The sequence below is a fragment of the Marinobacter sp. MBR-105 genome, assembly GCF_053628895.1.
On sequence record NZ_JBRJHG010000005.1, the window covers coordinates 134,637 to 159,339 of the forward strand.

Consider the following 24,703-nt stretch of genomic DNA (forward strand, 5'->3'; position numbering starts at 1 on the left):
GTCCTTAGACTCGTTTCATCAGTTGGCCATTGTCGCTGAGGTCCAGCTCGTTACCCCACTCGGCGCCCAGATCGATCCCGATTGCCTTGGCAGCATCGATGACGTTCTTCTGTGCATGATCGGAATCGTCGAGTGCTACGCCATCCCGACTGTACGCGGTGAGCGGTAACCCTGAGATTTCCCGGATGTGCTTGAGCGCGAGTAGCAGACAGATGGTTGTTCGTTCAATATCGTTCTGGGCAACAGTGAATCTGCGGGTTGGCGCGTGGTAAAGCATGGGTGATTCTCCTACGTGGATTCTGTGTAGCGCCCGGGCGGTAAAAAAATCCCCGGGTTGCCCCGGGGCAGGGGATCCGCCAACGCGTTACGGATTCTTTACGCTCCCAGGTCAAACTGCTGGGATTGTGTGTTTTTGCTCGTCGCGGGAACAAAGCCCGGGTGTAGCATCAATTCGTTCAGTGAACCGCCTTTGCCTTCCAGCCCGGCCATCTGCAGAGCTCTGCAGTAATCCTGGTACCGGACGATCTGCGCCTGGTATCCGTTGCGGGCCCGGACGATACCTTCTCGGAGCAGCCAGTTCATTTCATCAACGTTGCTACGATTTCCCTCGGCAAACTCCATCGACCACCACCACATGAAATCGTAGAACGCCGCGGTAGGCTCTCTCTGGGCATCCAGGAGGTCGCTCAAGTCGGCCTCCAGTTGCTCCCCGGATACCAGAGCGTCGTGACGCTGGCCCTTGCCGCTGGTGTAAGTGTCCTCATCCATGGCTGCTACGGTGCAGGAAGCCCGATCGGAGTCAAAGCTTGCCAGGGTACCGAGAGTGGTGCGCCAGTCGTCGCGATATTCCCGGGTTTCTGGTCGTTGGGTCAGGTGAATCTCTCCGAGCTCTTTGCCAATCATACCTTTGTCCGAGCGGCTCTCGATGGCCTGGATGTCTTCGTCGGATGGCAGCTGGTAGCGGTAGCCCGACTCAATTCGCTCGTAGATCCGGATGAACGCTCCAGGTGCATGCTGGCCATAGCGAGCCCAGTGGAATGAGATCAGAACAAGATGCTCAGGTTCTAGTAGCCTCGGGAAGCGGCGGGGCTTTCCAGTCTTCCTCGCATAGTCGTCTTCATTGGCGTCGACAGTCATGGTCCAGGCCAACAGCTTTTCGGTCCAGCGGGCAGAGTATCCGTTAGAGAAGACTTTGATAGTGCCTTCCGGGGTGATGCTCTTGCTCAGATAGCTCCGGTTCTCCGGAACATAGTGCCCGGCCCGAATGATCCGCGACAGGCGGGTAAGTGGTTCGTAGGCGGGGAACCGTTCAGTCATGCCCTCAAGGCTGTGATCGCGGGTAACCTTCTGGCACGCCCAGCAACCAGTACGTCCGCCGCCGCAGCTGCTGGCGGACTTGCCAAACTCAGGATCAATGGCGCCAATCGAGCAGGTAGACTCACCGATGGTCTCGTACAGCGCCAGTGTCGGAGTAAAGTCCAGTGTGGCGAAACCGAGACGCTTCTGGTCAGCGTTCAGGAAGGCCCACACATCGCCTTCAATCCAATCAGCGATCGGAGATAGGAGCCAGCTGCCAGAATCGGTTTGTTGGGGGCGAGTGGAGCTCTCTCCCCGAGCACGCATACGGTTGCCGCGAGTGTTGCTCTCGTCAAATCGCGTGCCAATCAGAGTGAGGATGTTCTCAGCGCCATACTCCTTGGCTAGCTCCTTGCGAACCTTGTCCATCGGGCGAATCTTCAGGTCGATGGTGCAGGTAGATTTCCCCCCGGCTGCTGAGGCCACGGCCCTGCCGCCAATCATGGAGACCAGATAATGATCTGCAGGCGCAGGGGTAACCCATCTTTGCTCGACCTCAATGCCGGCGTTCTTACTCCACTCCAGCATGGCGCGTGACATACGGTAGGCCAGCTTGATCACGGAGGGGTTCTCAACCAGCGTGTTTGAAGTGAGTACCACCACCCGTCGACGGATGCCGCGGTTCAGGAGGTTGCGTGCTGCCTGCAGGGTGAGGGCCAGGACAACGCTACTGTCCTTCCCGTAGCTTACGCCGGCACAGGTCACCTTCGTAGAGATCATGGCGTTCTCAATAGCCCTGATAGCGTCAGAAACCAATTGACCCAGTGGCAGGCGCACTGTCACGGGTTTGGCGGCTTCGATGTGCTCTGCGAACAAGGTGGCTTGCATGGTCATCCTGAAATCCTCGGGTGGCGGTTGCCTATATCGCTGGCGGTGGCCAGCTCAATTCATACCCATATAATAGGGCTTATAGACCTATATGTAAACCATTATTTCACTGGAGTGGAGAGCTTCTTGTCTGCTCCAAAGTCAGGCTTTCCGGTGTAACTGGGAACCAGTAAGCGTCGGAGTCCAGGTGGATGAAGCGGCCATAGAATGAATCGTCAGCGGCAAAGCCAATAACTTTCATCCCGGGGAACACAACATCGTATTCGTTGGTGTAGGTGACCGTATCCCCAATGGCAAATTCGCAAGGAACGGGAGGCTCAGTGCGAAGAGCACGTACAAAGTCGAGACGTTTTTTTGCGGCGATGGCGGAGTATTGGCTTTCCATGAATCGTTCCTCTTCGTCTTCAGGTGGCGGTTGCCGGTATCGCTGGCGGTGGCCAGCTCAATTCAGGACTTCAGTATAGGTCGCAGCGCCCTCCGCGTAAAGGGCGCTGCGTTTGCCGGTCTTGGCTGTTCCTAACGCTGCACGACGCTTGCCGCCACCACGAAAAATCTCTCATTAAGGATAACATCCCGCCAGGCTCTTAACGCGGCCTGCGCGTGATCACGGGGGAGTATGCGGGTGTGACCCGAAACTCCCCGGATCAGTTCATCACATTTGAAACTCCGGCCCTGAGGATTGATCTGGGTCCAGCTTCTTCTGCACATCAGTCAAAAGCTCAGTGACGGTGTTGATCAGATAGGACTGAAACTTGTCTTGTGCCAGAGTGCGCTGATACACATCGGCCGGCAAAAAGCGCTGCATTTCATCCTGGAACTGCTTCCCGGCAACAATGTCGGGTAACCGGGGAATCATGTTGTCCAGCTTGTCCAGGTAGTCGTCGAGTCGATAGTCAACCATCTTGTGTTCGACGAGGTCGGCGTCGACTTCTGCTCCGCGTTGGGACAACCAGGCCAGATCCCAGATGTCACGGTTGCGGACGTACCGCTCGGTGGCCGGAAGGGAAATCAGCTTGTCAGCCATGATCTCGTCCCTGGTCTCCACCATGATCAGAAGGTCTTCGTAGCCGTCAGGCAGAAAATCATAGTTTCGCACCAGTGGTTGGGCTGTCTTGGTGTGGGCCGGAATATTGGCGACTTCAAGTTTGATCTTCTGCTTGGGCAAATCCGGGCGATCCGGTGAGGTTACGATGCCGATTTGCCACTTGTCGATTTTCAGTTCTGCATATTTCGGATCCTGTTTGAGTGAGGACGGTTCTTTAACCGTTACCTCCAGCCCGTAGCGGGTAGAAAGGTAATCCTGAATGCAGGTCTTCATTTCCGCCAGCTGGCGGGACGTGAAGTCGACACCGCCAGCAAAATCCAAATCCTCGCTGAAACGATTTCCGCCGTAACACAAGCGTAGTGATGTGCCGCCCTGGAAAACCAGATCGTTCAACAAACCTTCCCGGTCCAATGCGTAGAGCAGGTCATAATGAATCAGCTCTTTCTCAATGACCGGACGCATGTGCCCGAGGGAAGGGTTTAGTAAGGCCTGGTCAACCAAGGCCCTGAAATCAACAGGCTCAATCTTCATGTACTGCCTCTTCATCAATCAGGTGAGTGTTCCTTCCGACTCGTTTGAGATCCCGGACGGCGGCAAGTTTGGCGGCAACCCGCAGTGGGCGCCCCCGATCCTTCATAGATCCGAGAATTTCCGGTACCGGACGTTTGGTGTGTGTGAACTCGATAACTCCGTAGGGCGTCTGGTATTCGCCTTTTCGGCCGGTTGTTACAACCGTGAGCCGGCCGACCGGGATCTGCGAGATCACCCCGTACTCCGATAGTGCGGATTCCAGGCTCACGTAGTTGTATTCACCGCGGCGCAGGGTCTTGGCAATCAGTTCCAGGGTGTCTTTGCCCTTATTCTTGGATAGGGCGTACAGATAGACGCCTTTGGATGGACGCTCCAGGATGCCGTCTGTAACCAGCCTCTTCAGGGTGGCATCGCGGCCCCTGGGGGAGTCTTCCGGAAAAACCTTTGCCATATCTCGAGCAGCAAAGACATAGCGCCCGCGTTGGTCGAACTCGGCTAGACGTTTGATGGCTTCACTTTGCTTCATGTGCTCACTCCAAGAATACGATAACCGCGCCAATAAGTGTGGTTAATGTCCACATAATAAACCATGGGGTACAAAAAGTACACCAATAAGTGTGGTTAGTGTCCACATGATGATTTGAGCGAGAAAATAGTGGGGTGGGGCTGGCGGATTAAAAAGATCGGGCCCAGAAACGACAAAACCGCCTGGTAAGGGCGGTTTTGGTTGTCAGGCGTTGGTGTTGCCCGACGGCTCACAGAGCCACATAGATTGCACCTTTAGGGTAAACCAATGGTTTACTTGTTTCAACTTTACTTTAAAACTCGGTGGTGCAGCGATATCATAGTCGGGCGCGATCTTTCAGTATGGTGCGGCCGTTAAGAAAACAGGAGGAGAGGACACAAATTCCTTCCCTCACCCGGATTGGTAACCCGGCTGGCAAAGAGGGTTCTTCAACGGCCGTGCTCACTGAGCCACATAGATTGCGTGCCAAGTCTTGGTAGGCCAGTGAACATTGCTTGGGCGGCCCTCAGCTAACGAGGTGCCTTATGGATCCTATTGGAACCTTCACCCTTGTTCTGGCGCTTGTGCAGTTGGTTATCCAGGTGCACTTGCTCTACAAGAACAAGTAAAAGAACAGCCCTCGCCTTCGGGCGAGGGTTTTTCCGTTCGTTACGCCGGAATCAAGCAGACCAATCGCATTCTGGGGCGAGCAATTCAAATAGCGGCCACCATTCTGTTCTTTCCGATTCCTTTCCTTGGCGACGTTTTTCCGCAACATTTGCTTTTTTCTTTTGCCAGGACGGTCTTCCGGAAAACAACTCTGTGATCCCATAGTGATGTGTGACCCGCAGAAATGCCTTGGCGTAGCCACTGTGGTGCTCGAATATCGTGTTTGCCCAGAACGGCCAGTTTGCATTGTTGCTGCCACCGAGTTCGCCAACGAAGCATCCTTCCTGGGCTGACAGAATCACTTCCATGATGCGGATCGCCCCGATATCAATCTCCAAGGTGGGTAGGGGGAGGTTCGTCACACTGCGAAGGTCATCGAGGAAGTTCCGAAGAACCGTACGAAGATCATCTGCATCCTCGTTCTCTGTGATCAACCACCGTAGTTCCTCAATGTGGGCACCAGCACCCTGCTGAGCCTCCAGTTGTTTGCGCCTGGTGTCATGATCGAACCAGTAAACCCGGAAGGTCTCCGGGCAGAGAGTGATTTCAGTGATTGGTACGATGGCGGTCCGCCAGGTCGATCGGATATTCCCGTTGTCGGCGTTCGGTTCCAGGTAATGGCAGGTAAAATGGGGGATTCCCGTGGTTCTGGCGGCTGAGATGGCGGCCGCGTTGAGCTCAAAGGCATTGCCATTGTGGTGATAGTAGATATCTCGTTCGTAAAGCCGGTGGCCCTCATGGGTAAAAGCACCGAATACCCAGCATACGATTACGCCCCGATCGCGGTAGAACCTTTCCCGGTCCACGATAACGTCCAGATAGGTGGAGGATAACTGGATCTCGAAAGCAATTTCCTGGCCGTCAATGGTGGCCATCACATCCGGCCGTTTCCAGCTCAGTTTGTCAGATCCCCGGATAGTCGGTTCAACTTGAATAGAGTGAGCGCCTGGCCACTCTTCAAGCATTGAGCGAATCTGCTCTTTGAGTTGAATGTGTTGAACCGACTCCTTCTGGCCGTTGAACCGCAGGGCGTCCCATTCTGAGAGCGATAAATCCGCTCCGTTCTTGTATGGGCAGGCGTAGGCCGGATTCTGTCGGTGACGCACATAAAATCCGCCCCTCGGCCGGCCGGCCAGCAACAAGGGTTCCCAGCAAACCGGGCAACGCCATAGAGCCTCTACCTGATCCGGGGCTTTCCTGTGTGCCAAATAAGTCTCTGCGAGGTGTCGACGCAGCGCCTGGGCTTTGGCCGGATCTTCCGGTATGAGTTGATCAATTGGCAGCATCCTGTGTTCGGCATCGCTCCAGATATAGTCCAGAACCTTTGAAGCCGGGGAATGGCTGCTGTCTCGATCAACTGTGGTACCTGGTGATGACAAGATGACCTCCGAAGCGTGCGGAATCCGGTACCAGTATACCGGCTCAGTCGCGGTACCGGACTCTACCGGCGTCTATGCCACCTGAAGAAAGTCCGGATTCCAAATAACATCCGGGCTGCTCCGGAACCGGTAGCCACCCGCCCGCAGATATTCCCACATGCACTCTTTGACATCCTCCCCGGCATGAAATGCCAAGGATTCCTACGGCGCTCAGTGGCGGCATTAAGCCGCTGCTGAGTCGCTTCGGTGGGTTCCTGCTGCTGGCGACCTTGGTGCATCGCTCACTTCACAGGCGAACCGGGCGTGTCCCGCCCTTAAAATGTTGATCGCGCCAACGATGTCGGCATTCTCTTTGAAGTCGCACTCCACGCAGTGGAATTGCGCTTGCGTTCGGCGGTTCTCTGCTGACACATGGCCGCAGGCCGGACAGGTTCGGCTGGTATTGTGTGGCGGTACCGCCACCAACCACCCGCCGCTCCATTGGAGCTTGTAGTCCAGTTGGCGCCGGAACTCGAACCAGCCCTGATCCAGAATGCTCCGGTTCAGACCGGATTTGGCCCGGACGTTGCGCCCGGGTTGATCGAGCGTGCCGGCCGCTGACGCCGACATATTCCGCACCTTTAAGTCCTCGATACACACCATCGTTCTTTATAGCAGATACTGTGTAAATGAGTGAATGAATGAACGCAAGCTCTGCAACAGTGGGGCTTTCGTCTTTATGGGCCAAATTACACAGTGTGTAATCATGTGTGTAAAAAACTAAGACCTTGGGGCTCCGCCCCAAACCCCGCTCGGGCCGCCGAGTGCTCGGGAGTGCTGTCCAACGGGCAGCACTCCTCGTCATAGGCTGTGGCATCTCCACGGCTGTAAACGCCAAGCCCTATCGGGTGCGCTGCGCGCAGCATTGACAGCCGCTACGCTGCCGCAGAAGGCGGGCAATGCTTCAAGCATGGCTCAGCAGGCTTTCAAGATTAGTATTCCGTTGTGCGGCAACAGAGCCTCTGCCCAACGCACGCGTTATCAGCGACCGATCACCGAGCACACGAAGCCGCTCAGCCGGTCGGGTGATCGCTGTGTAGAGCAGCGTCTGGTCAAGCATGTGAGGGACATAGCCCGGCAGAAGCAGGATGCAGGTCGGCCACTGCGAGCCCTGCGACTTATGGATCGTAATGGCGTAGCCGAGATCCAAGGTTTCAAGCAAGCCTGCCGTGATCTCGACAACGCGCCCGTTCAGCTCCATCAAACCGAGCACTTCGTCTCTCGCCTCAGCGTACACGTCCGAGATCGTGCCAAGGTCACCGTTGCGGATATCGGCGTCGTAGTCATTCGCGGTGACCATCACTTGGTCACCCAGGCGCAACCTCGCGCCTCGACGGGTGACCCAGGGTATCCAACCGCGCAGATCGTCGCTGTAGTGCAGTTCGGGGCGCCGCTCGGCTGCGTCACGGTGCGATTGGATGAGGGCGTTGAGCGCATCGACCCCCAGTGGCCCTTTTCGCGTCGGGGTCAAGAGTATGCAGCCCTCTGCACCGCCGCTTTCTTCCCAGACACGGATAAGGGTTTCTGGAGAGCAGTCGGGATCGTAGTGGCAGTCACCGGACGCGCTGTTGAGCAGGCCGTGATCGTAGGTGTTCGTCCGCACTGCGGTAGCAAGGCGGTGAATCCCGGAGTCCTGTCCTTGGCGCTTTACCTGCGAAAGCTCAAAGGCTGGCAGATTGCTGCGCATGGCGGCGTGGAAGACTAGGCCCCCGCCTATGGGCGGAAGTTGCGCCACATCCCCTACCAGCAGAATCCGCGTCGCATAGGGAAGGATGCCGACCAGGCGGTAAGCGGTCAGCAAATCGACCATGGACGCCTCATCAACCACAAGCAGGGCATGCTCAGGAAAGTCCGGCTGATTCTCCCCACGATGGCCTGATAGAAGCTTTGCGATCGTGGCGGCGGGACGGCCCGTACTTTCAGCCATGCGTTGGGCGGCGCGACCGGAGAGCGCCACCTGGAATTGCGCCACCCCCTCCGCGATCTGGTCGTACACCGCCCAAATCGCCAGCAATATAGTGGTCTTTCCCGTTCCGGCGCCGCCTGAGATGATGCTGACCGGGGATTTCACTGCGCCCTTGACTGCTGCCCGCTGCTCTGCGGTCATCGCAAAGGGCAGCGTTGCTTCGAAAGAGCGAAGTGCGCTCTCGATAAGCTCGTCCGTCAGACCTTTCTCCCAAGCGGCCAGCATGGCGCCTGCACCGGCTGGGCGGGCCGCTGACCGATCAAGGAACCGCGCAACAGCATGTTCCTGAATCGCTGCACCGAGCCCCTGAAGTCCGCGCTCGGTTCGGATCAGGACGCCGTGAGCTATGGCTGCGTCGATCAGGCCGTTGCTGGCGATGCCAAGGTCTGTCGCAGCGCGCTCGGCACCCGCTACCAGTTCGTCATCGGAGACGACGGTGGAGCCGGTGCGGGCGCATAGGGAGCTGGCGACATGCTCGGCGATGGCCGCAAGTAACCGCGCTCTCGGTAGTTCGATTTTGAGGGTGGTTATCAGCTCAAGGATTTTCTTGAAAGACACACCGAAAGCGGCGAGCAGAAAGGGGTCGTCTTTGAGTCGATCCAATGCGCTTTCGCCGTATACGCGTGCAAGACGGTCTGCAATGCCAAGGGGCAGGCCGGACTCCTGTAGCCAGTTCAGAACGCCATACAGGTCCTCGGGCGGCCATTTCTCGATGAGGGTCTTGGCTCGGCCCTCGTTGATGCCCGAAACGACCATAAGCGCCTGTACGTCGCCGCGCCGCACAACCGCATCGATATCCGGAAGCGCCCTAACCAGGCGGCGAGCGATTACGTCACCCAGGCCGTCGATGTTTTTAGCGATCCACCGAGCCAAAAGCTCGCCCGAGGGGCGCACATACCGTGCGCTCTCGACGGTTAGCAGGTCGTCGTTGACCGTAAAGCCTCGGGCTTTGTAGTTGCGCCGCTCGATCTTTCCCTCAACCGACCAGATGCTGCCCACGCTCGCCGCCTCCCGCCATTGCGTGGGAAATTGGATGGCCAAGGTGGCATCGCGTTGCGCGTGTGAGCCGTCTTCGCGCACCTCCCAGGCCGTGCGAATGCCCGAGGGCCGGACTTTAGCGATCTGAACCATCATGGCCGAGGTGCCAGCCCCGTTTGCTGGATGACGGCGTCTATCGCCGCATACCGCTCCAGTTGTTTGCGAAGCAGCGCGTTCTCAGCCTTTAGCTTGGCGACTTCATCTTCGAGTCTACTGACGTCCGAGGCGCGCTGTGCAGCGCGTTTCTCAGAGCGCTCCCGAGCTGCCTCATGTGCCTGCGTGTCTTCCTGACTACCTCCAAACCACCTCTGCTCAGCGCTGGCCAGAGCCGCCCTCACAGCCGGGTTCTGATTGATCACGGAGCGGCTGAAATCCAGCTCGGCACACAGCGCGCCTCGGTTGATCTTACCGCCGCGCTCGTACTCAAGGTAATCGCCACACAGATCGCGCTCTGCGATCCACCAGTCGACGCGCTCGGCATACTCCTGTGCAAGCTCCCGGCGACTACTCATCGGAATCAACCTCCCCGACGATCTTGCGCAGGCCCGTCATGAATCCACGGGGAAACACCTCCACCCCAAGGTCGTTTTTCACTTGTCCGGCTTGCGTGACCAACCACCCCTGGCGCTCGATACATTCGTCAGAGGCAGCGAACCGCAGCGCCTTGATCTCGTTATCCGAGACGATGCCCTTGAGCGAAGGGAGAAGCTCGACGGAGGGTTCGGCGCTGGCTTCCAACTGCCTGACAGGGCGCTTATCGATCACGACCTCGGCCTGGTTCTTGAGAATGTTGAGCTGGGTACGATAGCGGTTGCGCTCGGCTATAATCTGGCCGAACAGCACGCGCAGAGCGGGATCGGGAATGCGCTCCAGCAGTTGATTGTCCTGAGGCACTCGGCGGGATCGACTCTGGATGCTGAGGGGCTTTTTTGTAGTGGTCTTGGCCTTCGCCGCCCACGCCTCGATCAGATCGCGGTAGTGCTTGTTAGCCGTTGCTCGAATGGACTCGTAGCCGACACCCCCGTATTCTGCCGAAAGTCGACCGATGGTGGTGATCGAGAAGTCGCGTTCGCCGCGATCATAATAGTCGCTCAAGGTTTCATTGAGCTTGTCAAGCGACTGCTGCGTCTTCGCCGTCTTGCCTTCTTTTAGATCCTCAAGAATTACGTCGATATCGATCTCCATCAGATGACCTCCTCATGTTGGATCAGCCGTTGCTTGATGCTCGGCAAGGCAAGCGGCGCGGCCTGGCTCATCTGCTCGATACCCGCCTCAAGAAGCCGGTCGTCTACTAAATACTCCTGGGCTTCGATGTAGTTCGCCGCAATCCGATACCCCTCCAGCTTGTCGCTCGGATGCGCGATCTTGGCCATTTTGCGAAGCAGGGCGTTGGCAGCGATCAACTGCGCCCGCTCGTCCATTTCCATCAACACCGGTTGATAGCCCTTCTGCATCATCATGCGGCTGAGTGCGAGCGTGCGCTTGGAGATGGCCGGGGTCTTGCGAAGGTCATCCTGTAGGTCGGGATAGAACTCCGCGTCCTCGCAGAGCAGCGACAGGTGCAGAAGCTCCGAGTTTGTCTCGATAAAGCGCATGCTCACCGCCAGATCTTCCTGCGAGCCTACAGCAACAAGCTTCTGCCCCTCGTCGCCCTCGCCGCGCTGGTTCTCGATATCCATCAAGCGCTGGATCACGTTGAAGCAGGCGACGAAGTCCTTGGCGTACTCATCGGCTTCCACTTGCTGCTTCTCATAGCGCCGCTCCAGCACTTGAAGCTCACCGTGCTTGGTGAATGGAGTGCCTTGCTCCTCCGCGAAGAACAGCTCATCCTTCAGCGCTTCCAGCTCGCCCTCGATCTCCACCGCCAGACTCGCTGCCTGGTGGGCCTTATAGCTGATCTGGTTGAACTGGCTGTTCAGCGCGGGCAGGTAGCTGGCCTCGGTGATGAACCAGCGGCAGCGAATGCAATTCTCGGGTCCATGGGGTACTGGAGCATAGATGGGATGAGTCCCCCTAGTGGCAACCAATTCGCCGCCGTTCCAGCAGCCGCCCAGCGTGCTCATCTCATCCGAACGAACGGTGTTGCCGCCGACCAGGCACAGCCCCGCCGAACGGTGCTCCCAACCGATGGGATTGCGGTTGGCGATGGCGGCCTCGACCGATTCCTCGCTGTTGCAGGCGGTGCGAGCCTGGATCTGGGACAGCTCCGCATCCTTGAGAAAGGTGCGGAGCGAGGCTTGTGCCTTGGCATCTAGCGCCGCGTGCGCCTCTTCCATTTTTTCCGCCATGACGGAGGGAGTGATCTTGTTGTAGTAGATCGTCATCAGCAGGCGCGTGTGGCCCGCCAGGAGCTTAGAGACGACCGGCAGGGGCAGGGCCGTATCCATGGTGTAGGCGGTAATCAGGGACACCCGCAGGCTGTGCAGCGGGAACAGGGTCTTCACTTTCGCTGTGTCAGGCGTGTCGTCCGGGTAGTCTTCCACCAGTTTCAGCGCGGTGCCGTCGCTCAGCGCATGGCCCGTCGCTGCCAGATTCTGCTCCAACCGCAGGAGCAGTTGATACCAGGACAGTGAGTAGGCTGTTCCGGAAATCGGCTTGGCGCGGCTTTCCGCGCTTTTCGCGCTGGCTTCCCGGAACAGGAAGCAATATTCGCCCATGGCCTTTAGCACGGCTGGGCTCTTAACGTGAATGGTGTGTTTGGTCTCCAGTGTGCTCGCACTGACGGGGGTGGTGATCGGGTTGTACTTCTCCTGCCAGTTGCGCAGCTTCTCAAGCCAGTACAGCAGCTCCTCGTGCTGCCAGGGGATCTTGTAGCCGCGATCCACCTCATTCTTGTTCTGATCGGCGGTCTTGTTGGTGGAGACGTAGAGCGCGGTGGCGTAGGTCTCGGTCATCGCATCGTAGGTGCGGCGGAACACGCCCTTGGCGTAAGGGCGCTTCTTGCTCCCGTAGGCGAAAGGGTGGGTATTCGGCACCCAGCGCCCGCCCTCATAGCGCCAAGTATCGGCCTCACCGGAGTCGAGAAGGCGAACCTGATAGGTGCGTAGCGGCAGGTGGAGTTTGACGAAGATCAGCATGGCCGTCACCGGCGACCACATCTGGTGGATGGTTACCTGTTTGGGACCTGGGCGGCGCCAGACGACCTTGGTGCGCCATACACAGTCGGGGTCGTCGTAGTCGATGGACTCTGGCTCCACCTCGAACCACGCATAGAGCACATTGTCATGCGCCCACGACCAGTCGCGGAAATGGCGATTAGCCCACGGGGCGCTACGCACAGCGCCTTCTTTGGGCTCCTCTTGCTCGCTGTCGTGAGCGTAAGGGCAGAGGATCTGTCGTAGCTGCTGAATGTAGCGGTACGGCAGCGGGTTCCTGACGGTCTCCTGGGTCGAGCTCTGTTTCACGATCCGCTCGAAAGGATTCGAGACGATGGGTCGAGCCACGCCGTGGTCGTCCTCGACGCTGTAATGCCGCTCGATGACGTGGTTGATGAAAATGGCCACGCAGTTCACGTGCTTCGCCTGCGTGCGTTGACTGTCAACGCCCGCAGCCCGCAGGACTTCGACAAATTCTTGGGAAGACGCCCTGTGTCCCGCGTGTCCCTTGAAAAACGCAGTGACATCCCTGGCGTAGGAGGCATGGCGCATCAGGTAAGTGACGAAGAAATGATGAAGAGCGTCCAGTTTATGGTTGACACCAGCGTCCTGAGTTGCGACCCATTCCGCCGCATACTGCTGCCACTGCAGCCAGTCCTCGCCATACTTGCGGGTAAGCCAGGAGAGCGTTAGATCAGACGATCGCCCGAGTATTTTCTGTGCCATTATCATACCCCTCCTAGTCGCGGCCGCTGGCCGGTGTAAAGCCCCTTCGGATCAATGTCTTCAAAACCGTGTTCAACCAGTGCCTTCCAGTCGGTGCTCATCGCCTTGGCGTCGGGCCGAGCCAGTTGCTCGGAAGCCGCGCTGAGCATGTTCGAAACGTCTTGGTTGCCTGGCAGGGTATAGACCGTTTGCGACTCAAGGGACTTGTGGTGAAGGCATTTTTTTCGGATCAGCGGGTCGATGCCCGCCTGGGTCAGACGCCGCCCGTAGTTGTGCCGATGCCCGTGCGGGTCGAACCCCTCTGCCTTGTTCGGCTCCAGGCCGATTCGGCGCAACCCGGCAGCGTAGTTATGGTTGAAGGCGTTGATCGTGTACGGGTTGCCGAACGCCTTGCTATCGAAGCTGATGAAGGCGTAAGGGTGATGTGCGTCCGCTGTTGCGCGGTATTTCAGGTAGGTCTTCCATAGGACCATGAAAACCCTAGCAAATTCGACTGGGAACCACTGCGCAATCAAGTAGCCTTCCCTGTCATCGACAAGCTTTGATTTCCAGCCCAGATATTGCGTCCCCTTCATCTCGCAACGCGGTATGCGCCCGTACTTCTCTTTCAGATACACCTTGCGAGTGCGCTCGCCCTTGCGGCTTTTCCAGCCCTCGGGAGCAACACCCTCGCGCTCGCTGTAGATGCGTACAAGCGCCTGGCTTGGGTCGGCGGGATTTTCGAAGACATCGGTGACCCACAGCAGCATGGCTTCGCTGACCCTAAGCCCCGCGCCGTGCATCAAAAGGAGAATCAGCTTGTCCCGCAGAGCGACGCGGGGATCTTTGGCGCCGCCGATGCCTTGGGTGAAGAAGGCTTCGAACTTGGAATTCGGAAAGGAGATCGCGTCATCCTCCGTCTTCGCAAGCGGGGTGCGGCCCTTGATACTCCGCGCACGCTTGACGGTGGTGCTGATGGACTTGTCTTTAATGTGGCCCAGGAAATCGTTCTGGTTCCGCCGAAACCATGCCGCGTAGTTGAGGCGCTCTTCATGCGGTGTGGCTTTGCGCAAAGGGTTCAGCGGCTTTGTGCCCTGCTTATCAGCAAGCCAGTCCGTGAAGCCCGTGAGTGCAATGATGCGCTCTCTCACGGTCGCTTCGGAGGCGGGCACCCAGTACAGGCCGGAAGGGTCTAGGCCTGATTCAGAGGCTGTCCCGCTGTACAGGCGCCTGACGAACGCCTGAAACAGCTTCTCGGGGTCTGTGAACGCTTCAGCGTTTGCTTCCATGTAGTCCAGAAGCATCGCCACTGCTCGGACGGCTTTCTCAAGCGTCGACTTGGAGCGCCCATTGGCTTGGAGGTAGAGGAGGTAGTCGGTTAGAGGCGAAAGTTCCCCCTCTTCCGTCATCAACAGAGGGATCTCGCTTGCGATCCCCGTGTTGTCCTCCACAATTTTTGCGACGACGCTGACTGTAGCCATGGCCACCCCTACACAAATTACATAAATTACACTATAAACCTCTTCTTAACAAAGATCAATAAGAAGCCACCCGGAGGTGGCTTCTTATCAAAATTACACACTTTCATGTGCTATATGTAACCATCGCGTGGTTTTGGCTTATGGCGGTCGTGGCTTTGTGGAGGTAGTCGCGGCGGGCGTTGCCGATCTGGGCGTGAATCCGCTGGACTCTGGCTTTCGCTTTCTTCCAGTTGTTGCTGAATTTGGTTTTGCGACTCAAAGCCCGCTGCGCCTTGCGCAGTCGAGCCTGGTGCTTCTTAAAGCTGTTAAGGGGTTTCAGGTGATCCTCGCCCTCAAACGTCGGCAAAGGGCGGTCAAAGGCGGCAAAGCGAGCCACTCCCAGGTCAATGCCGATGGCATCGCCTTTGGGGATGGGCGTTTCCACCTCGCGTTCGGTCTGGATGCTGATGTACCACTTGCCGGCCGACTGGCTGACGGTGACGTTTTTCACCGTGCCCAGAACCTCACGGCTGTTGCGGTATCGCACCCAGCCCAGCTTGGGCAGGAACAGGCGACTGTTCGCCTGGTCGAGCTTGATTTGTTTGGGGTCGGGGTAGCGAAAGCTGTCGGAGATGCCTTTCTTTTTGAACCGAGGGAAATCGGCTCGTTTGGAGAAGAAGTTGGTGTAGGCCCGCTCCAAGTCTTTCAGTGTTTGTTGCAGTGGATGAACCGGAGCCTCCGCAAGCCAGACGGTTTTCGGGGTGTTTCGCCACTGGGTGATCTGCTTGCAGAGCCCGGCGTAGTTCAGCTTCTTCTCGCCTTGCTCATAGCGCTGCTTTTGCAGCGCCAGCGCCTTGTTGAACACGAACCGACAGGAGCCAGCGAAACGGCGCATAAGGCGCTGTTGCTGGCCATCGGGCCGGAGTTCGTATTTGAAGGCTTGCAGGCGTTTCATTCAGCTCATCCATCACTGTTCATGTATACAGTATTATAGGCCACGTTCCGTGGCCACGCTATCCTTCCCCGGCCTGAAGCGCCGAGGCTTGTCGCGCGTTTTGGTCAGCAACCATCGCCGGCCCTCATTTTGTGCTCCGACCCCCACTGTCAGGCTCCCGGCAAAAGGATCCACGACCAGATCACCCGGCTCGGATAGAAACCGGATGAGGAAGGTTGCCAGGGCCAACGGGAATGGAGCCCCGTGCGGCGGGAGGCCCAGTTCCCGGGCATGGCGTTTGTAGGCGCTCTGGGATGGGCAATTGTGAGGGATCCGAAGCACGTTCTTGGGAATCGCTTCCGGTGTGGGGTTGCTGTACGCACCCTGGCGGGTTCGGTAAGCCCCATCACTGTGATCGCGTTGCTGAGCAATACCTCCAGACGCGATGAGTTTCCGTTGTGCTTCACTATGGGGTTGCAGTACGCGCCGATTGTCGGCTTTTACACAACTGGGATCATTGGTGAGCCAGTACACGGGCTCCCAGGCCACGTTGAGCTGATTCCGAGCCTTACTGGCCCACTGTACGGGGCCTGGCGGTTTACAAGGGTTGTGCCAGCAAAGTTCGTCCATTTTCCAAAGATTGAGCTCTTCGGCGAGAGCGATGATCAGGCGTTCCCGGTATAAAGATCGTGCGGGCGACCCCGGTTCAAAAATGTCATTGGAAACGTTGAGGCAGATGGATCCACCGGGCTCCAGGTTTCGAGCGATTCCGCGCAGGCTCTCCACCACGAATTCAATGTATTCATTGAGATCAGGGTTGCCATAGGCCCGGGCTCTGCGCAGAGGGTAGGGCGGAGAGGTCAGGCATAACTTGATGGGAGTATCCAGTTCTGAGAAAACGTCGTCGGACAATGACCACAGAGCAGCTCCCAGCTCGGTGGAGAATGCAACCATGCTGCACTGTGGCTGGATTCTTCGAAGCTGAATCTTGCCGGTTTTCGTCAGATCCCAGCGGCCATCACCGGATCGCTCGATAATGCCCTTGCTCTTCAGCGTTTGCTGATGCCAGCGAATCTGGCGTTTGATCAAGCTATGACGCTGCCCGGATTTCCCAATAGCGGTTGTCTCATTGACCCGGGTACCCGGGATACCTGCCAACCGGGAAACCGGGGAATACAATTCCGTAGTTGTCATTGGCCCGGGTGATTCCCGGAAAGCTGCTTCAACATGCTCGAATAATGAAAGCTGCATTGAAAAGTCCTCAGGTGGCGGTTGCCTGGTGCCGGCATGGCCGGCTATTCAAGTTAGTTGGGTACCGGGTCGGTGACTACTACGGAGCGAGCAGCTTACGGACGTGAATAATATCGGTACCACTCCAGATGAATTCGTAGTGCGATGACTGCATCATGGCGGACACCCCGGCCGGCGTGAATAGTCCCCAGCAGATCGACCCGGGCCGACGTGCCGATAGATACTGAACACCGTGGCTGCCGTTGGCCCTGAGACCCGGTCCTATGGCCCGGGCCGGCGAGTAGTCATCGGGCGAATGAACAGGGTGCTGTTGCCCCAACTGGCTCGCATCATGGATAGGGTCAGCACTAAAGGTGCATGTGAGCCCGCGAAACACCAGGCAGTCAAACTCCAGGCCTTCAATGTTGGCCAGGTAATTTTGATGATGGTGGGTCACCTCTGCGATGGCGGTGTCCATATCTTCAGCCAGGTACAACATCCCATAGTCACCCGGGCTGAACCGGCTGCCGCCCGGATTAACGTGGGTAAAGGGAGCCACGGCCAGTGAGCACCCGGGTATGCCCCAGGGGATCTCACCCTGCGACAGATAGCTCAACTGCCCAACTTCCTGCGCCAGCCTGGGGTTCGTCAAGGCTTGCAGCGCATAAAGGGCATCAAAATCCTCCGGCCCGGCCACATCATCGAAAATGTCGATCGTCGGGAGTTTGGAGTTGATCAGGCGGTACCCCTTTTGGTCGACGAGGCGTAACGCGGGCAAATCGGGTAGAGCGGTCCCCATGGTGTTCTCTCCGGCTATCAGGCGAGGCTCATGGCCACTTGCTTTGAATGCGTCAACACCGGACCCGGGCCGACGTTTTCTTCAATGTGCTGCTTCACGCTGGCCATCACGGCATGGTGAAGCCGGTAATCAATACTCTGGCCCTGGTTTCGATGGACTGTTCCTTCGCCATCCAGGAGGTATCAAACGCTTCCGGGATGCTGAGTAGGTCTCGAATCAGCCCTTCCGAGGGCTTCAGGTAGCGTCCTTGGTGCTGAATGTAAACGGCGTCCTTAATGCCTCGATCCTGGCTTTTCAGAATCGTAGGAGCATGGGTACTCTCGGGAGTGATGACTGCCGCAACCCGGGCACTGGTCTCTCGGGCCTGAATGGCTCTGGTATCGGTCACATCCCGGCAGTCCTTCAGGTGCTTTTCAACAACCGGCCAAATAGTATCCTGGCGGCGGGGCTTCGGTACCGGAGGCTGGAATCCTGGAAAGAGGCTGGCCACACAGTAGTAGCGGGTACGTCCGGTGATTCCTCCGTAGTCCCGGGCATCGAGCACCATATCGGTCACATGGTACCCCCAGCGACGCAGCATCGACCGCATCACTTGACCGGGCCCGGAATCCTTAAATCCTCTGACGTTCTCAATCACCACAACGCCAAGTTCCAGGAGTTCGATCTGTCGAAGGACCGGGTAAACCATATCCATAGAGGTTGTCATATCCTCCAGCGATTTCTCTCTGAGGGAAGCGCTCTTGGCTGAGCTGAAATCATCGCATTGGATACTGAAGTGCCCCACAAACACAGGGTCTCCATCCGCCAGCAGACCTTTCAGGGTTTGCGGGTCAACGTCGTAGATGCTTTCGTTGACGAGGATCCGCGGGGCTCCGTTTCTGAGGGTATTCAATGCGTGGACCTCAGACAGATTGCGACCCTTACAGCGATCTCTGGCTTCCTCAGGACGATATTCAAGAATTACGTCGGTGTGGAACCCGAGTTGATTGAGGCAATGCATATCAACGCCACCGGTCATGGCGATGAGGGTTCGCAGCGGGTCTTTGCCAATCATGCGCTGGCGGATATTGAAAACCCGGTTGGGTACCGGACATACCCTGAGCTCGCCATGCCTCATGCGAACATGGAAGCGCTCGATGCCGGCTGGCATGGTTGCCCGAATCAGGGCTTGGTTTGAGAACTCCATCACGGCTTCCAGAGGGTTGTTGTTCCGGCCTCTCTGGTACCGGCGCTGATATACCTGCAGGGTACCGGCCGGATCCGGAATAACTCGGAAGCCACCATCAAGCATGGGCACTGGGGTGACCCGGGTGCCCGGCTCGAACGCCATCAAGGGCAGGAAGTTGGAAGACACTCGAACCTTCCGTCTTTCGCCCACCACATTGAGTTTGAGCTGCTTGGTGACGGTTTCCGGGGCGTGGAACGCTGCGGTACTCAGTGCTGCACCCATTACCATTGTCCTCCACGCAGTACATCGATCCGTTTGTACGTTTCGTACAGGTCGGAAAATTGTCCACTGGAAATCACTTCCAAAGGCGAACGACCATTGAAGAACGGATTGTGGTTTGCCTTTGTCATGAAGCCGTAGACGTTATCCGGGTTGCTGAACACGATTCTGAGAGCCTGGTGGATGTGCAGCAGGTAGCTCAATCGTGCCAGCTGATCGTCGTCCAGGCGCGCCTTTGCCGGTTCCTTCCGGTATTTATAGAACGTGGCCTTTGGGATACGAAGGATGGCTTGGGCCTGGTCTGGCGTGCAGCCCCACTTATCCAGAATGTTGAATACCGTGCGCAGACCGACCTCGGCCATTTTCTGGGCGCTGGGTTTTTCCTGGTTATTCGCAAGTGTGGACATAGGCTCTCCATAGACAAAGCTGTATCATTGGTCTCATTTTAGACCTTTATGCTCGCGCTGTCTACGGGGAGACATATAGAATACAGTAGTCTTTTGGGAGACTTTGCCCGGGAGGGTTAGGGCTCTAGGATTGCCTGGCGTTTCGATGTCAGGTTCAGTCGTCCATGTGTCGAGTGCACACCCAGCGGGCCGGCTCACCACTTGGCCTGCGGTGCTCGTAAACTTCAAACCAGGTCCTCTGGTGGCAGTGATACTCAATGCGAGCAGCCCAGATGCCACCAGGCAAACTGTCGAACTCCGCCTTAACCGAACAATAGTCGGAAAACCGCTGCTCTATCGCTGTCGCCTTAGCATCAGTAATGGACGTGAGTTCCTGAACCAAGTGATCACTGGGCTGCATGATGGTGGGCATTACTGCTTAATTTCCTTTCCGGGGCACACCTTCCAGCGCATCGGCCAGTTCATTCAATGCGTCAGCCATGCCTCGCATATTGCCGATTTCGTCCTTCAGGTCGCCTTGCTGATACTCAAGCGTCAAAATACCTGGTGCCGGCGTGTGTTCAAGATGAATTCCGCCATAGTTCAGAAAACCGTGAACACGCTTCTCAGCTGCTGCGATTCGTGCTTGATCAGGCTGGCTATTATCCTTCCAGCCATGGCTTGTGGTGCTGTCTACAGGTCGGGTCATTTTTGGTTTCTCCGTTCGTTCGTAGAAGGGTGGGTGGCTTCCGACGGATTGCTCCGGGCTAAATTCAGGCTTTGAACTTAACTGAACCAGTCCTGGAAGCTTTCGTGCGTTAACGATTGCTCAGGTGCTGCGATGATTTCGACCGAGCCATAGCCGCCCTCGGGCCGAATGGCATACCGGGCAACTCGGGCTGCCTCTTCGGCGTTGGGCAATACAGCAATTACCTTACCGTTGGCGTTCATGACAATCGCACAGTGTCCTTGGTACCCCGGGGGCAACGAGCTGATCGCTTGTTCCCCGCCAATTTCATCCGGGGTTTCCGCAAGTAGTCTGGGCATAGAGTAACCTTGTGAGGGTATCCATTACGACTGGGTTTGGATGAATCCTGTTTTCAGTTCAGAGGAATCTTCGGATTCTTTGCGCATGGTCACCATGAACGTGCCGGCCGGCAACCAGGCGATCGTCGGTTCAAAGTGGCGAATTTGTTGCCATCGCGATTCATCGGTGAGGTTGCTGTCATCCAAATGCTCAACCACAGTGTCATATCCAACAGGGATGCCTGGCGCTACGGAGATCAGTTGCCATTCCTCACTCAAAGCAAGTTGCACACGGGCGGCGGTTTCATATGCCGGCCACGGGTTGGCGTCTTCAAGCCCGGGGCTGGTGACACCTTCTTTCGTGCAAGGTATGTCGATGAATTGAAGTCGACAAAATTGGCAAGCTTTCCGAAATATCTCCCGTTCTGACCCACTGTTCATCATGTACGGCCATACGCCACCATAGCTCATGCCCCGGACGCTGAGCTGGATATAGTATTCCTCGTAGCGCCGGACTTCGCAGATATCGCGCAAGGGTTGGTCGTTCTCGTCCCTCATGTTCTGGTTATCGACCCAGCCGGCAATTCGGTGGCCGTCGCAGACCAACTGATACAAACGATCGTAATCTTCGGATAGCGAATATCCAGTGTTCATGGTTGCCTCCGGTTCAGAATCCGCCACCACCATCACCCCCTCCGCAGGAGCTTGAGCTACCGCCGTCACAATAGGAGCTTGAGCTTGATCCTTCACCAACGGACGATGCCAAAAAAGCGGCGGAGCTCATTCCATAGTCCGAAGATTCCTGCTGAGAGTGGGACGGCCGTGAGCGCTGACGACGTGCCGCTCTCCGGGCAGAGGCGATCTTTCGTTCTAAAGTCTTGGCTGCTTTCTTTTCCTCAATCGCTTCCCCGATCAGTTGCAGGCTTTCGCCGGTCAAAAGCTCGGGCCATTCTTGTGCGGTTTCCAGAGCAGAGATCGTCTGTTTCTGCAAATACTTGCGGTAACTTGCTCTCCGGGCATCCCGGGCGGTCAGTCCAGCCAGCCACGTAAATGTGAGGATGGTTGTCACAATATGGGCAATCACAAACGAAGAAAATTCCTTAGGAGAGCCCAGATAGTGAGTTACCGCCATCACAAGGGCGACCATTACATTGACGCCAAAAACGGCAAGCAGGTTGCCCATATCAAAGCCTGCCCAGGGATGAGAGAAGTCTCTATGGGTGATCGGCTTGAGGTCAGTCATTGTCTCTCTCCAATTCCGTTGGCTCTATTACCGGTGTCGGGGCTTATTTCTATCGCTCAGGCGTCTTCGTGCTCCGGATACTCATCGTAAAACGCGGCTTCCGGTGACTTGCCCGCGTCAAAATCCTCCCGCCAGGCATCTACGTCGCTAACGCTCTCCCCGTGCATGCTCGCCAGATCGAGCAGCATGTCATACCACTGTTCAAAGTCGTCCATCACAATCCTCCGGGCCGGCGGCCGGTTACAGGTTGGGGGTGTACTCAAAGCCTTTGCTGGCCTCTGAGTCGGTGAAGGTATCGATCTCTTTTTCTTTGTTCAGAACGCTATTCACCATGTTATTCGGGAAGTTCTGAATCCCGTTATTGAACGCTTCCACGTTGTAATTGAAGATCCGAATGGCGGCGCCAATGTGCTCCTGCTGCTCAGTCACCTCTTGCATGAGGTTGCTGAACAGCTCAGAGGCTTTCAGGTCAGGGTAGGCTTCCATGGTGACTTTGATGCCGTGCATGACTTTCTCGGACAAGGCTTCGATCTTTTTAAGCTCCCCGGGGTTTGGCTGGTCCATGGATAGCTCGTTAACGGCAGACCTAAGCTCCGTGATCTTGGACTGCAGGCCTTCCTCGAAGGTCGTGTACTTCTCAACGGCTTTTTCCAGTTCCGGGATGATTTTGTTCTTCTGGCGTTCCTGTGTCAGAACGGTAGCCCAGGCGCGCTTGACGGCATTCTTACGGTTGATGATGCCGTTGTAGATACTGATGATCGTGAACACGATGATCGCAACCACAGCAATGGCAATGATGGTGGAAACTTCCATGGTAGGGCTCCTGATTTAGCTGTTTACCGTTTTACGAGAGAAATTTGAGTCGCTGTAACGCACCAAGGTGTCAACCAATTCCAGCATTCGGTCAAGGGTGACCATGCGGTGGCCTTTCTTGATCAGTTCATGGAACCCCTTGGGGTTGACCATAGGGGACACTTCTTTGTCATCCAAAACATCGACGTATGAGTTCACTACGTGATGTTTGCTGGCGGCCAGGCATAGCTTTCCATCTTTGTTAATCTCCAGTGCCAGTCCAGGAATTTTGCTGGCGGCTTGAACCAGAGTTTCCTCAACGGCCGGCTTCAGGAACCGGGACAGAACCATGGCGTCTTCGCCGCGACAATGGAAAAGCTTATTGAACTCGATGAAGGCGGGTTTGTATGGCGCCCCATAGAGCGTTTTCTCGAAGCTTCGACAAATGTGAACGCCCTTCGCATAGGGGAAGTCGAGCACGATGCCGCTGCGGTCATAGTGCTTGTATTCAACCTTGGTGACCCATTCCTTGCGGGAGCTGTCGTATTCCTGCTTCTCAATTCGGTCGACATAGTGAAGGCGGTAGGGGCGGTACTCGAATGAAGTATTCTTGCCCTGGTACTTGCCATGCAGGCAGTCGTAAATGCCCCTTTCGTAGTTGCCCCGTTTCATTTCACCAAAGGATGGTCGTAGGTTATCCACTTCGGCTTTGTCTGTGCGCTCCAGACCGTATTCGGCCAGCGTGGCCCGGTCCATGAGCGTATTGCAGAGCACCCGGATACGCTTGTTATGAAAGAGGATGATCGCCAGGTACATGATGGCCAGCGCAATCAGGAAAAAAGGTTGCGCCTCAATGATCAGGCGAGGGCTTACTCCCAGCATTTCAGCCCACTCATACGCTCGGCTGGCGTACCGGGTATTCCCGCTCAGCCATTGGTACATCGTTAGAGCGCCCATTCCCGCAAAAGCCCACATGAGCGTGTAAGCCCACCAAAGCTTGAATTTGATGGGTTTCCCATAATCCACCATGGATTGTGTGACTTCCAAAACCTCATCCTTGGTCGTTGCTGCTGATGCTGCCGCCGTCCAAATTTCAATACGTTTTTTCAAATCCGAGTTGTAACTCATGCGCTCGGCACCCTTGCTTGTCTTTGCTTGGCGGCAATTGTTGCCACTATTTCAGGTTATCACATGGTATACACTGTAATTCACATAACGAGGCATTGTCCATGATTTTTTCACTAGGGCTGGATTGGTGATATTGAATTGGGGCGGGCAGATTTTGGGTGAGGGCGGCAGGTATGAAAGGTAGGCCCTGCTGTCTGGCAAGGCCCCCTCACGGATCACTATTCGGCGGCTTCGTCGTCAATCTGTGCTTGATCGACCAGGTTGACCACGTCAACGCACTGCGCCAGTGGCAGCCAGAGCGACAGTTCGCCGCTTGATCTCTGGTTAATCACTTCAAAGCCAAGCTTCTCATAGAAGCGCTTAACGTCCGTATTCTTTGCGTCAACTGCACATCCAATGCCTCCAATGGCGAGGCACGCATCGACGACTTTCCGGAACGCTTCTATGACAAGGAATTTTCCGAGCCCTCGGCCTTGTTCAGCCTTCTGAACGCCGAGTCTCGCTAATCGGGGGGCGGGCGGACTATCCCCAACACGTTTCCTGATACGGTGATCATCCGGAAACTCTATGGTGCTGGGAATGACGGTAAAAAAGCCCAGAATTTCGGTAGGGTCGTTCTCATCGTTGATGAGAACGTATGTGCGGGCGACCTGCTTATCGTTCTTCTGACGAGCAACGTTCTTCAGAAAAAAGTTTAGATCAGCATCGCCGCAATCAAACGTGCGACGATTGTGAGATTTATCCAGTTCTTCGATTCGTAAAGCCATTAGCTAGAGTCCTGTGTTGAAGCGCAGCTTCACGGAGTGCAGGGCTCAGGGGCTTTGGGTTATCCAGCAAGTCCAACATACGGTCGGCAGCCTTATGGCTGACCGCAATCCGCGTTGCTTGCTGCTCTACCTCAAGGGCCTCCTTCGTGGCAGCGTACACCATAAACTGGTTCACGCTGCGCCCTGACAACTCTGCGGCGCGCGCAATAAGTTGTTGAGTTTCCTCGTCGGGTCTGACGACCAGTCGAGGGTCTTTCGCGGTTTTGATTGAGTTCGTCTTCATAATCTCCTGTGGGGCTGGATTGATATGGATAGGAATCCAGACACCCTCTCCG

At 56.5% G+C, this 24,703-nt stretch carries 26 protein-coding genes and 1 pseudogene; all 27 read right to left on the minus strand.

Annotation, left to right across the window (positions count from 1 at the left end):
- Nucleotides 1-4: 4 nt before the first annotated feature.
- The 27 genes and pseudogenes from ACSSVV_RS07900 to ACSSVV_RS08030 all read right to left on the minus strand — a co-directional run bounded on the left by ACSSVV_RS07900 (nucleotide 5) and on the right by ACSSVV_RS08030 (nucleotide 24,651).
- Nucleotides 5-277: a hypothetical protein gene (locus ACSSVV_RS07900; RefSeq protein ID WP_454105940.1), complete on the minus strand. Its 273-nt coding sequence runs from the start codon at nucleotides 275-277 to the stop codon at nucleotides 5-7.
- A gap of 98 nt (nucleotides 278-375) precedes the next feature.
- Nucleotides 376-2,190 carry a phosphoadenosine phosphosulfate reductase domain-containing protein gene (locus ACSSVV_RS07905; protein ID WP_454105941.1) on the minus strand — a complete coding sequence of 605 codons (1,815 nt, stop codon included), beginning with the start codon at nucleotides 2,188-2,190 and terminating at the stop codon, nucleotides 376-378.
- Nucleotides 2,191-2,290: 100 nt separating this feature from the next.
- The gene (locus ACSSVV_RS07910) at nucleotides 2,291-2,569 is read right to left on the minus strand and encodes a hypothetical protein (protein ID WP_454105942.1); all 279 of its coding nucleotides are present in this window, start codon (nucleotides 2,567-2,569) and stop codon (nucleotides 2,291-2,293) included.
- 267 nt (nucleotides 2,570-2,836) lie between these two features.
- Nucleotides 2,837-3,760: a nucleotidyl transferase AbiEii/AbiGii toxin family protein gene (locus tag ACSSVV_RS07915; RefSeq protein ID WP_454105943.1), complete on the minus strand. Its 924-nt coding sequence runs from the start codon at nucleotides 3,758-3,760 to the stop codon at nucleotides 2,837-2,839.
- Nucleotides 3,750-4,286, minus strand: coding sequence for a type IV toxin-antitoxin system AbiEi family antitoxin (abiEi, locus tag ACSSVV_RS07920; protein ID WP_454105944.1), 537 nt, complete (start codon nucleotides 4,284-4,286; stop codon nucleotides 3,750-3,752). Before abiEi ends, ACSSVV_RS07915 begins: the two co-directional genes overlap by 11 nt.
- A 659-nt stretch (nucleotides 4,287-4,945) precedes the next feature.
- On the minus strand, nucleotides 4,946-6,313 hold the full coding sequence (locus tag ACSSVV_RS07925) for a DUF6035 family protein (protein ID WP_454105945.1): 1,368 nt from the start codon (nucleotides 6,311-6,313) through the stop codon (nucleotides 4,946-4,948).
- Nucleotides 6,314-6,535: 222 nt separating this feature from the next.
- A pseudogene (locus ACSSVV_RS07930) lies at nucleotides 6,536-6,955 on the minus strand (RNA-guided endonuclease InsQ/TnpB family protein); the annotation flags it as partial.
- 301 nt (nucleotides 6,956-7,256) lie between these two features.
- The gene (locus ACSSVV_RS07935) at nucleotides 7,257-9,452 is read right to left on the minus strand and encodes an AAA family ATPase (protein WP_454105947.1); all 2,196 of its coding nucleotides are present in this window, start codon (nucleotides 9,450-9,452) and stop codon (nucleotides 7,257-7,259) included.
- On the minus strand, nucleotides 9,449-9,868 hold the full coding sequence (locus ACSSVV_RS07940) for a hypothetical protein (RefSeq protein WP_454105948.1): 420 nt from the start codon (nucleotides 9,866-9,868) through the stop codon (nucleotides 9,449-9,451). The genes ACSSVV_RS07935 and ACSSVV_RS07940 overlap by 4 nt, the downstream gene beginning before the upstream one ends.
- A complete protein-coding gene (gmtX, locus tag ACSSVV_RS07945) occupies nucleotides 9,861-10,541 on the minus strand; it encodes a gamma-mobile-trio protein GmtX (protein WP_454105949.1) in 681 nt (226 codons plus the stop codon). The genes ACSSVV_RS07940 and gmtX overlap by 8 nt, the downstream gene beginning before the upstream one ends.
- The gene (gmtZ, locus tag ACSSVV_RS07950; RefSeq protein WP_454105950.1) at nucleotides 10,541-13,177 is read right to left on the minus strand and encodes a gamma-mobile-trio integrase GmtZ; all 2,637 of its coding nucleotides are present in this window, start codon (nucleotides 13,175-13,177) and stop codon (nucleotides 10,541-10,543) included. Before gmtZ ends, gmtX begins: the two co-directional genes overlap by 1 nt.
- Before the next feature lie 2 nt (nucleotides 13,178-13,179).
- A complete protein-coding gene (gene gmtY / locus ACSSVV_RS07955; RefSeq protein WP_454105951.1) occupies nucleotides 13,180-14,637 on the minus strand; it encodes a gamma-mobile-trio recombinase GmtY in 1,458 nt (485 codons plus the stop codon).
- 103 nt (nucleotides 14,638-14,740) lie between these two features.
- Nucleotides 14,741-15,571 (minus strand): RNA-guided endonuclease InsQ/TnpB family protein, encoded by an 831-nt coding sequence (locus ACSSVV_RS07960; RefSeq protein ID WP_454105952.1) that lies wholly within the window; start codon nucleotides 15,569-15,571, stop codon nucleotides 14,741-14,743.
- A 33-nt stretch (nucleotides 15,572-15,604) separates the two neighbouring features.
- Nucleotides 15,605-16,744 carry a DNA methyltransferase gene (locus ACSSVV_RS07965; protein ID WP_454105953.1) on the minus strand — a complete coding sequence of 380 codons (1,140 nt, stop codon included), beginning with the start codon at nucleotides 16,742-16,744 and terminating at the stop codon, nucleotides 15,605-15,607.
- 136 nt (nucleotides 16,745-16,880) lie between these two features.
- Nucleotides 16,881-17,579 (minus strand): RES family NAD+ phosphorylase, encoded by a 699-nt coding sequence (locus ACSSVV_RS07970; protein ID WP_454105954.1) that lies wholly within the window; start codon nucleotides 17,577-17,579, stop codon nucleotides 16,881-16,883.
- 106 nt (nucleotides 17,580-17,685) lie between these two features.
- Nucleotides 17,686-19,029: a DNA cytosine methyltransferase gene (locus ACSSVV_RS07975; protein WP_454105956.1), complete on the minus strand. Its 1,344-nt coding sequence runs from the start codon at nucleotides 19,027-19,029 to the stop codon at nucleotides 17,686-17,688.
- Nucleotides 19,029-19,433: an MbcA/ParS/Xre antitoxin family protein gene (locus tag ACSSVV_RS07980; protein WP_454105958.1), complete on the minus strand. Its 405-nt coding sequence runs from the start codon at nucleotides 19,431-19,433 to the stop codon at nucleotides 19,029-19,031. Before ACSSVV_RS07980 ends, ACSSVV_RS07975 begins: the two co-directional genes overlap by 1 nt.
- A gap of 154 nt (nucleotides 19,434-19,587) precedes the next feature.
- Nucleotides 19,588-19,845, minus strand: a complete 258-nt coding sequence (locus ACSSVV_RS07985; protein ID WP_454105960.1) for a hypothetical protein — start codon at nucleotides 19,843-19,845, stop codon at nucleotides 19,588-19,590.
- 6 nt (nucleotides 19,846-19,851) lie between these two features.
- On the minus strand, nucleotides 19,852-20,121 hold the full coding sequence (locus ACSSVV_RS07990) for a hypothetical protein (protein ID WP_454105961.1): 270 nt from the start codon (nucleotides 20,119-20,121) through the stop codon (nucleotides 19,852-19,854).
- A gap of 77 nt (nucleotides 20,122-20,198) precedes the next feature.
- Complete coding sequence (locus ACSSVV_RS07995) at nucleotides 20,199-20,459, minus strand: hypothetical protein (RefSeq protein WP_454105962.1); 261 nt, start codon at nucleotides 20,457-20,459, stop codon at nucleotides 20,199-20,201.
- A gap of 24 nt (nucleotides 20,460-20,483) precedes the next feature.
- A complete protein-coding gene (locus ACSSVV_RS08000) occupies nucleotides 20,484-21,125 on the minus strand; it encodes a hypothetical protein (RefSeq protein ID WP_454105963.1) in 642 nt (213 codons plus the stop codon).
- Nucleotides 21,106-21,681 carry a hypothetical protein gene (locus ACSSVV_RS08005; RefSeq protein ID WP_454105964.1) on the minus strand — a complete coding sequence of 192 codons (576 nt, stop codon included), beginning with the start codon at nucleotides 21,679-21,681 and terminating at the stop codon, nucleotides 21,106-21,108. Before ACSSVV_RS08005 ends, ACSSVV_RS08000 begins: the two co-directional genes overlap by 20 nt.
- 56 nt (nucleotides 21,682-21,737) lie before the next feature.
- Nucleotides 21,738-21,896, minus strand: coding sequence for a hypothetical protein (locus tag ACSSVV_RS08010; protein ID WP_454105965.1), 159 nt, complete (start codon nucleotides 21,894-21,896; stop codon nucleotides 21,738-21,740).
- 25 nt (nucleotides 21,897-21,921) lie between these two features.
- Nucleotides 21,922-22,494: a LemA family protein gene (locus ACSSVV_RS08015; protein ID WP_454105967.1), complete on the minus strand. Its 573-nt coding sequence runs from the start codon at nucleotides 22,492-22,494 to the stop codon at nucleotides 21,922-21,924.
- A gap of 15 nt (nucleotides 22,495-22,509) precedes the next feature.
- Entirely contained in the window at nucleotides 22,510-23,520 is a 1,011-nt protein-coding gene (locus tag ACSSVV_RS08020; protein WP_454105968.1) for a hypothetical protein, read from the minus strand.
- 299 nt (nucleotides 23,521-23,819) lie between these two features.
- Nucleotides 23,820-24,368 carry a GNAT family N-acetyltransferase gene (locus tag ACSSVV_RS08025; RefSeq protein ID WP_454105969.1) on the minus strand — a complete coding sequence of 183 codons (549 nt, stop codon included), beginning with the start codon at nucleotides 24,366-24,368 and terminating at the stop codon, nucleotides 23,820-23,822.
- Entirely contained in the window at nucleotides 24,340-24,651 is a 312-nt protein-coding gene (locus ACSSVV_RS08030; protein WP_454105971.1) for a type II toxin-antitoxin system TacA family antitoxin, read from the minus strand. Before ACSSVV_RS08030 ends, ACSSVV_RS08025 begins: the two co-directional genes overlap by 29 nt.
- Nucleotides 24,652-24,703: the final 52 nt, after the last annotated feature.

Coding starts and splice junctions, on each gene's coding strand:
- gmtY (WP_454105951.1), bottom strand. CDS start 14,637: ATGGCTACAGTCAGCGTCGTCGCAAAAATTGTGGAGGACAACACGGGG.
- ACSSVV_RS07965 (WP_454105953.1), bottom strand. CDS start 16,744: ATGACAACTACGGAATTGTATTCCCCGGTTTCCCGGTTGGCAGGTATC.
- ACSSVV_RS08030 (WP_454105971.1), bottom strand. CDS start 24,651: ATGAAGACGAACTCAATCAAAACCGCGAAAGACCCTCGACTGGTCGTC.
- ACSSVV_RS08015 (WP_454105967.1), bottom strand. CDS start 22,494: ATGGAAGTTTCCACCATCATTGCCATTGCTGTGGTTGCGATCATCGTG.
- ACSSVV_RS08010 (WP_454105965.1), bottom strand. CDS start 21,896: ATGGACGACTTTGAACAGTGGTATGACATGCTGCTCGATCTGGCGAGC.
- gmtX (WP_454105949.1), bottom strand. CDS start 10,541: ATGGAGATCGATATCGACGTAATTCTTGAGGATCTAAAAGAAGGCAAG.
- ACSSVV_RS07910 (WP_454105942.1), bottom strand. CDS start 2,569: ATGGAAAGCCAATACTCCGCCATCGCCGCAAAAAAACGTCTCGACTTT.
- abiEi (WP_454105944.1), bottom strand. CDS start 4,286: ATGAAGCAAAGTGAAGCCATCAAACGTCTAGCCGAGTTCGACCAACGC.
- ACSSVV_RS07960 (WP_454105952.1), bottom strand. CDS start 15,571: ATGAAACGCCTGCAAGCCTTCAAATACGAACTCCGGCCCGATGGCCAG.
- ACSSVV_RS07905 (WP_454105941.1), bottom strand. CDS start 2,190: ATGACCATGCAAGCCACCTTGTTCGCAGAGCACATCGAAGCCGCCAAA.
- gmtZ (WP_454105950.1), bottom strand. CDS start 13,177: ATGGCACAGAAAATACTCGGGCGATCGTCTGATCTAACGCTCTCCTGG.
- ACSSVV_RS07995 (WP_454105962.1), bottom strand. CDS start 20,459: ATGCCCAGACTACTTGCGGAAACCCCGGATGAAATTGGCGGGGAACAA.
- ACSSVV_RS07985 (WP_454105960.1), bottom strand. CDS start 19,845: ATGCCCACCATCATGCAGCCCAGTGATCACTTGGTTCAGGAACTCACG.
- ACSSVV_RS07975 (WP_454105956.1), bottom strand. CDS start 19,029: ATGGGTGCAGCACTGAGTACCGCAGCGTTCCACGCCCCGGAAACCGTC.
- ACSSVV_RS07990 (WP_454105961.1), bottom strand. CDS start 20,121: ATGACCCGACCTGTAGACAGCACCACAAGCCATGGCTGGAAGGATAAT.
- ACSSVV_RS07940 (WP_454105948.1), bottom strand. CDS start 9,868: ATGAGTAGTCGCCGGGAGCTTGCACAGGAGTATGCCGAGCGCGTCGAC.
- ACSSVV_RS07900 (WP_454105940.1), bottom strand. CDS start 277: ATGCTTTACCACGCGCCAACCCGCAGATTCACTGTTGCCCAGAACGAT.
- ACSSVV_RS07970 (WP_454105954.1), bottom strand. CDS start 17,579: ATGGGGACCGCTCTACCCGATTTGCCCGCGTTACGCCTCGTCGACCAA.
- ACSSVV_RS07935 (WP_454105947.1), bottom strand. CDS start 9,452: ATGATGGTTCAGATCGCTAAAGTCCGGCCCTCGGGCATTCGCACGGCC.
- ACSSVV_RS07980 (WP_454105958.1), bottom strand. CDS start 19,433: ATGTCCACACTTGCGAATAACCAGGAAAAACCCAGCGCCCAGAAAATG.
- ACSSVV_RS08000 (WP_454105963.1), bottom strand. CDS start 21,125: ATGGTGGTGGCGGATTCTGAACCGGAGGCAACCATGAACACTGGATAT.
- ACSSVV_RS08025 (WP_454105969.1), bottom strand. CDS start 24,368: ATGGCTTTACGAATCGAAGAACTGGATAAATCTCACAATCGTCGCACG.
- ACSSVV_RS08005 (WP_454105964.1), bottom strand. CDS start 21,681: ATGACTGACCTCAAGCCGATCACCCATAGAGACTTCTCTCATCCCTGG.
- ACSSVV_RS07915 (WP_454105943.1), bottom strand. CDS start 3,760: ATGAAGATTGAGCCTGTTGATTTCAGGGCCTTGGTTGACCAGGCCTTA.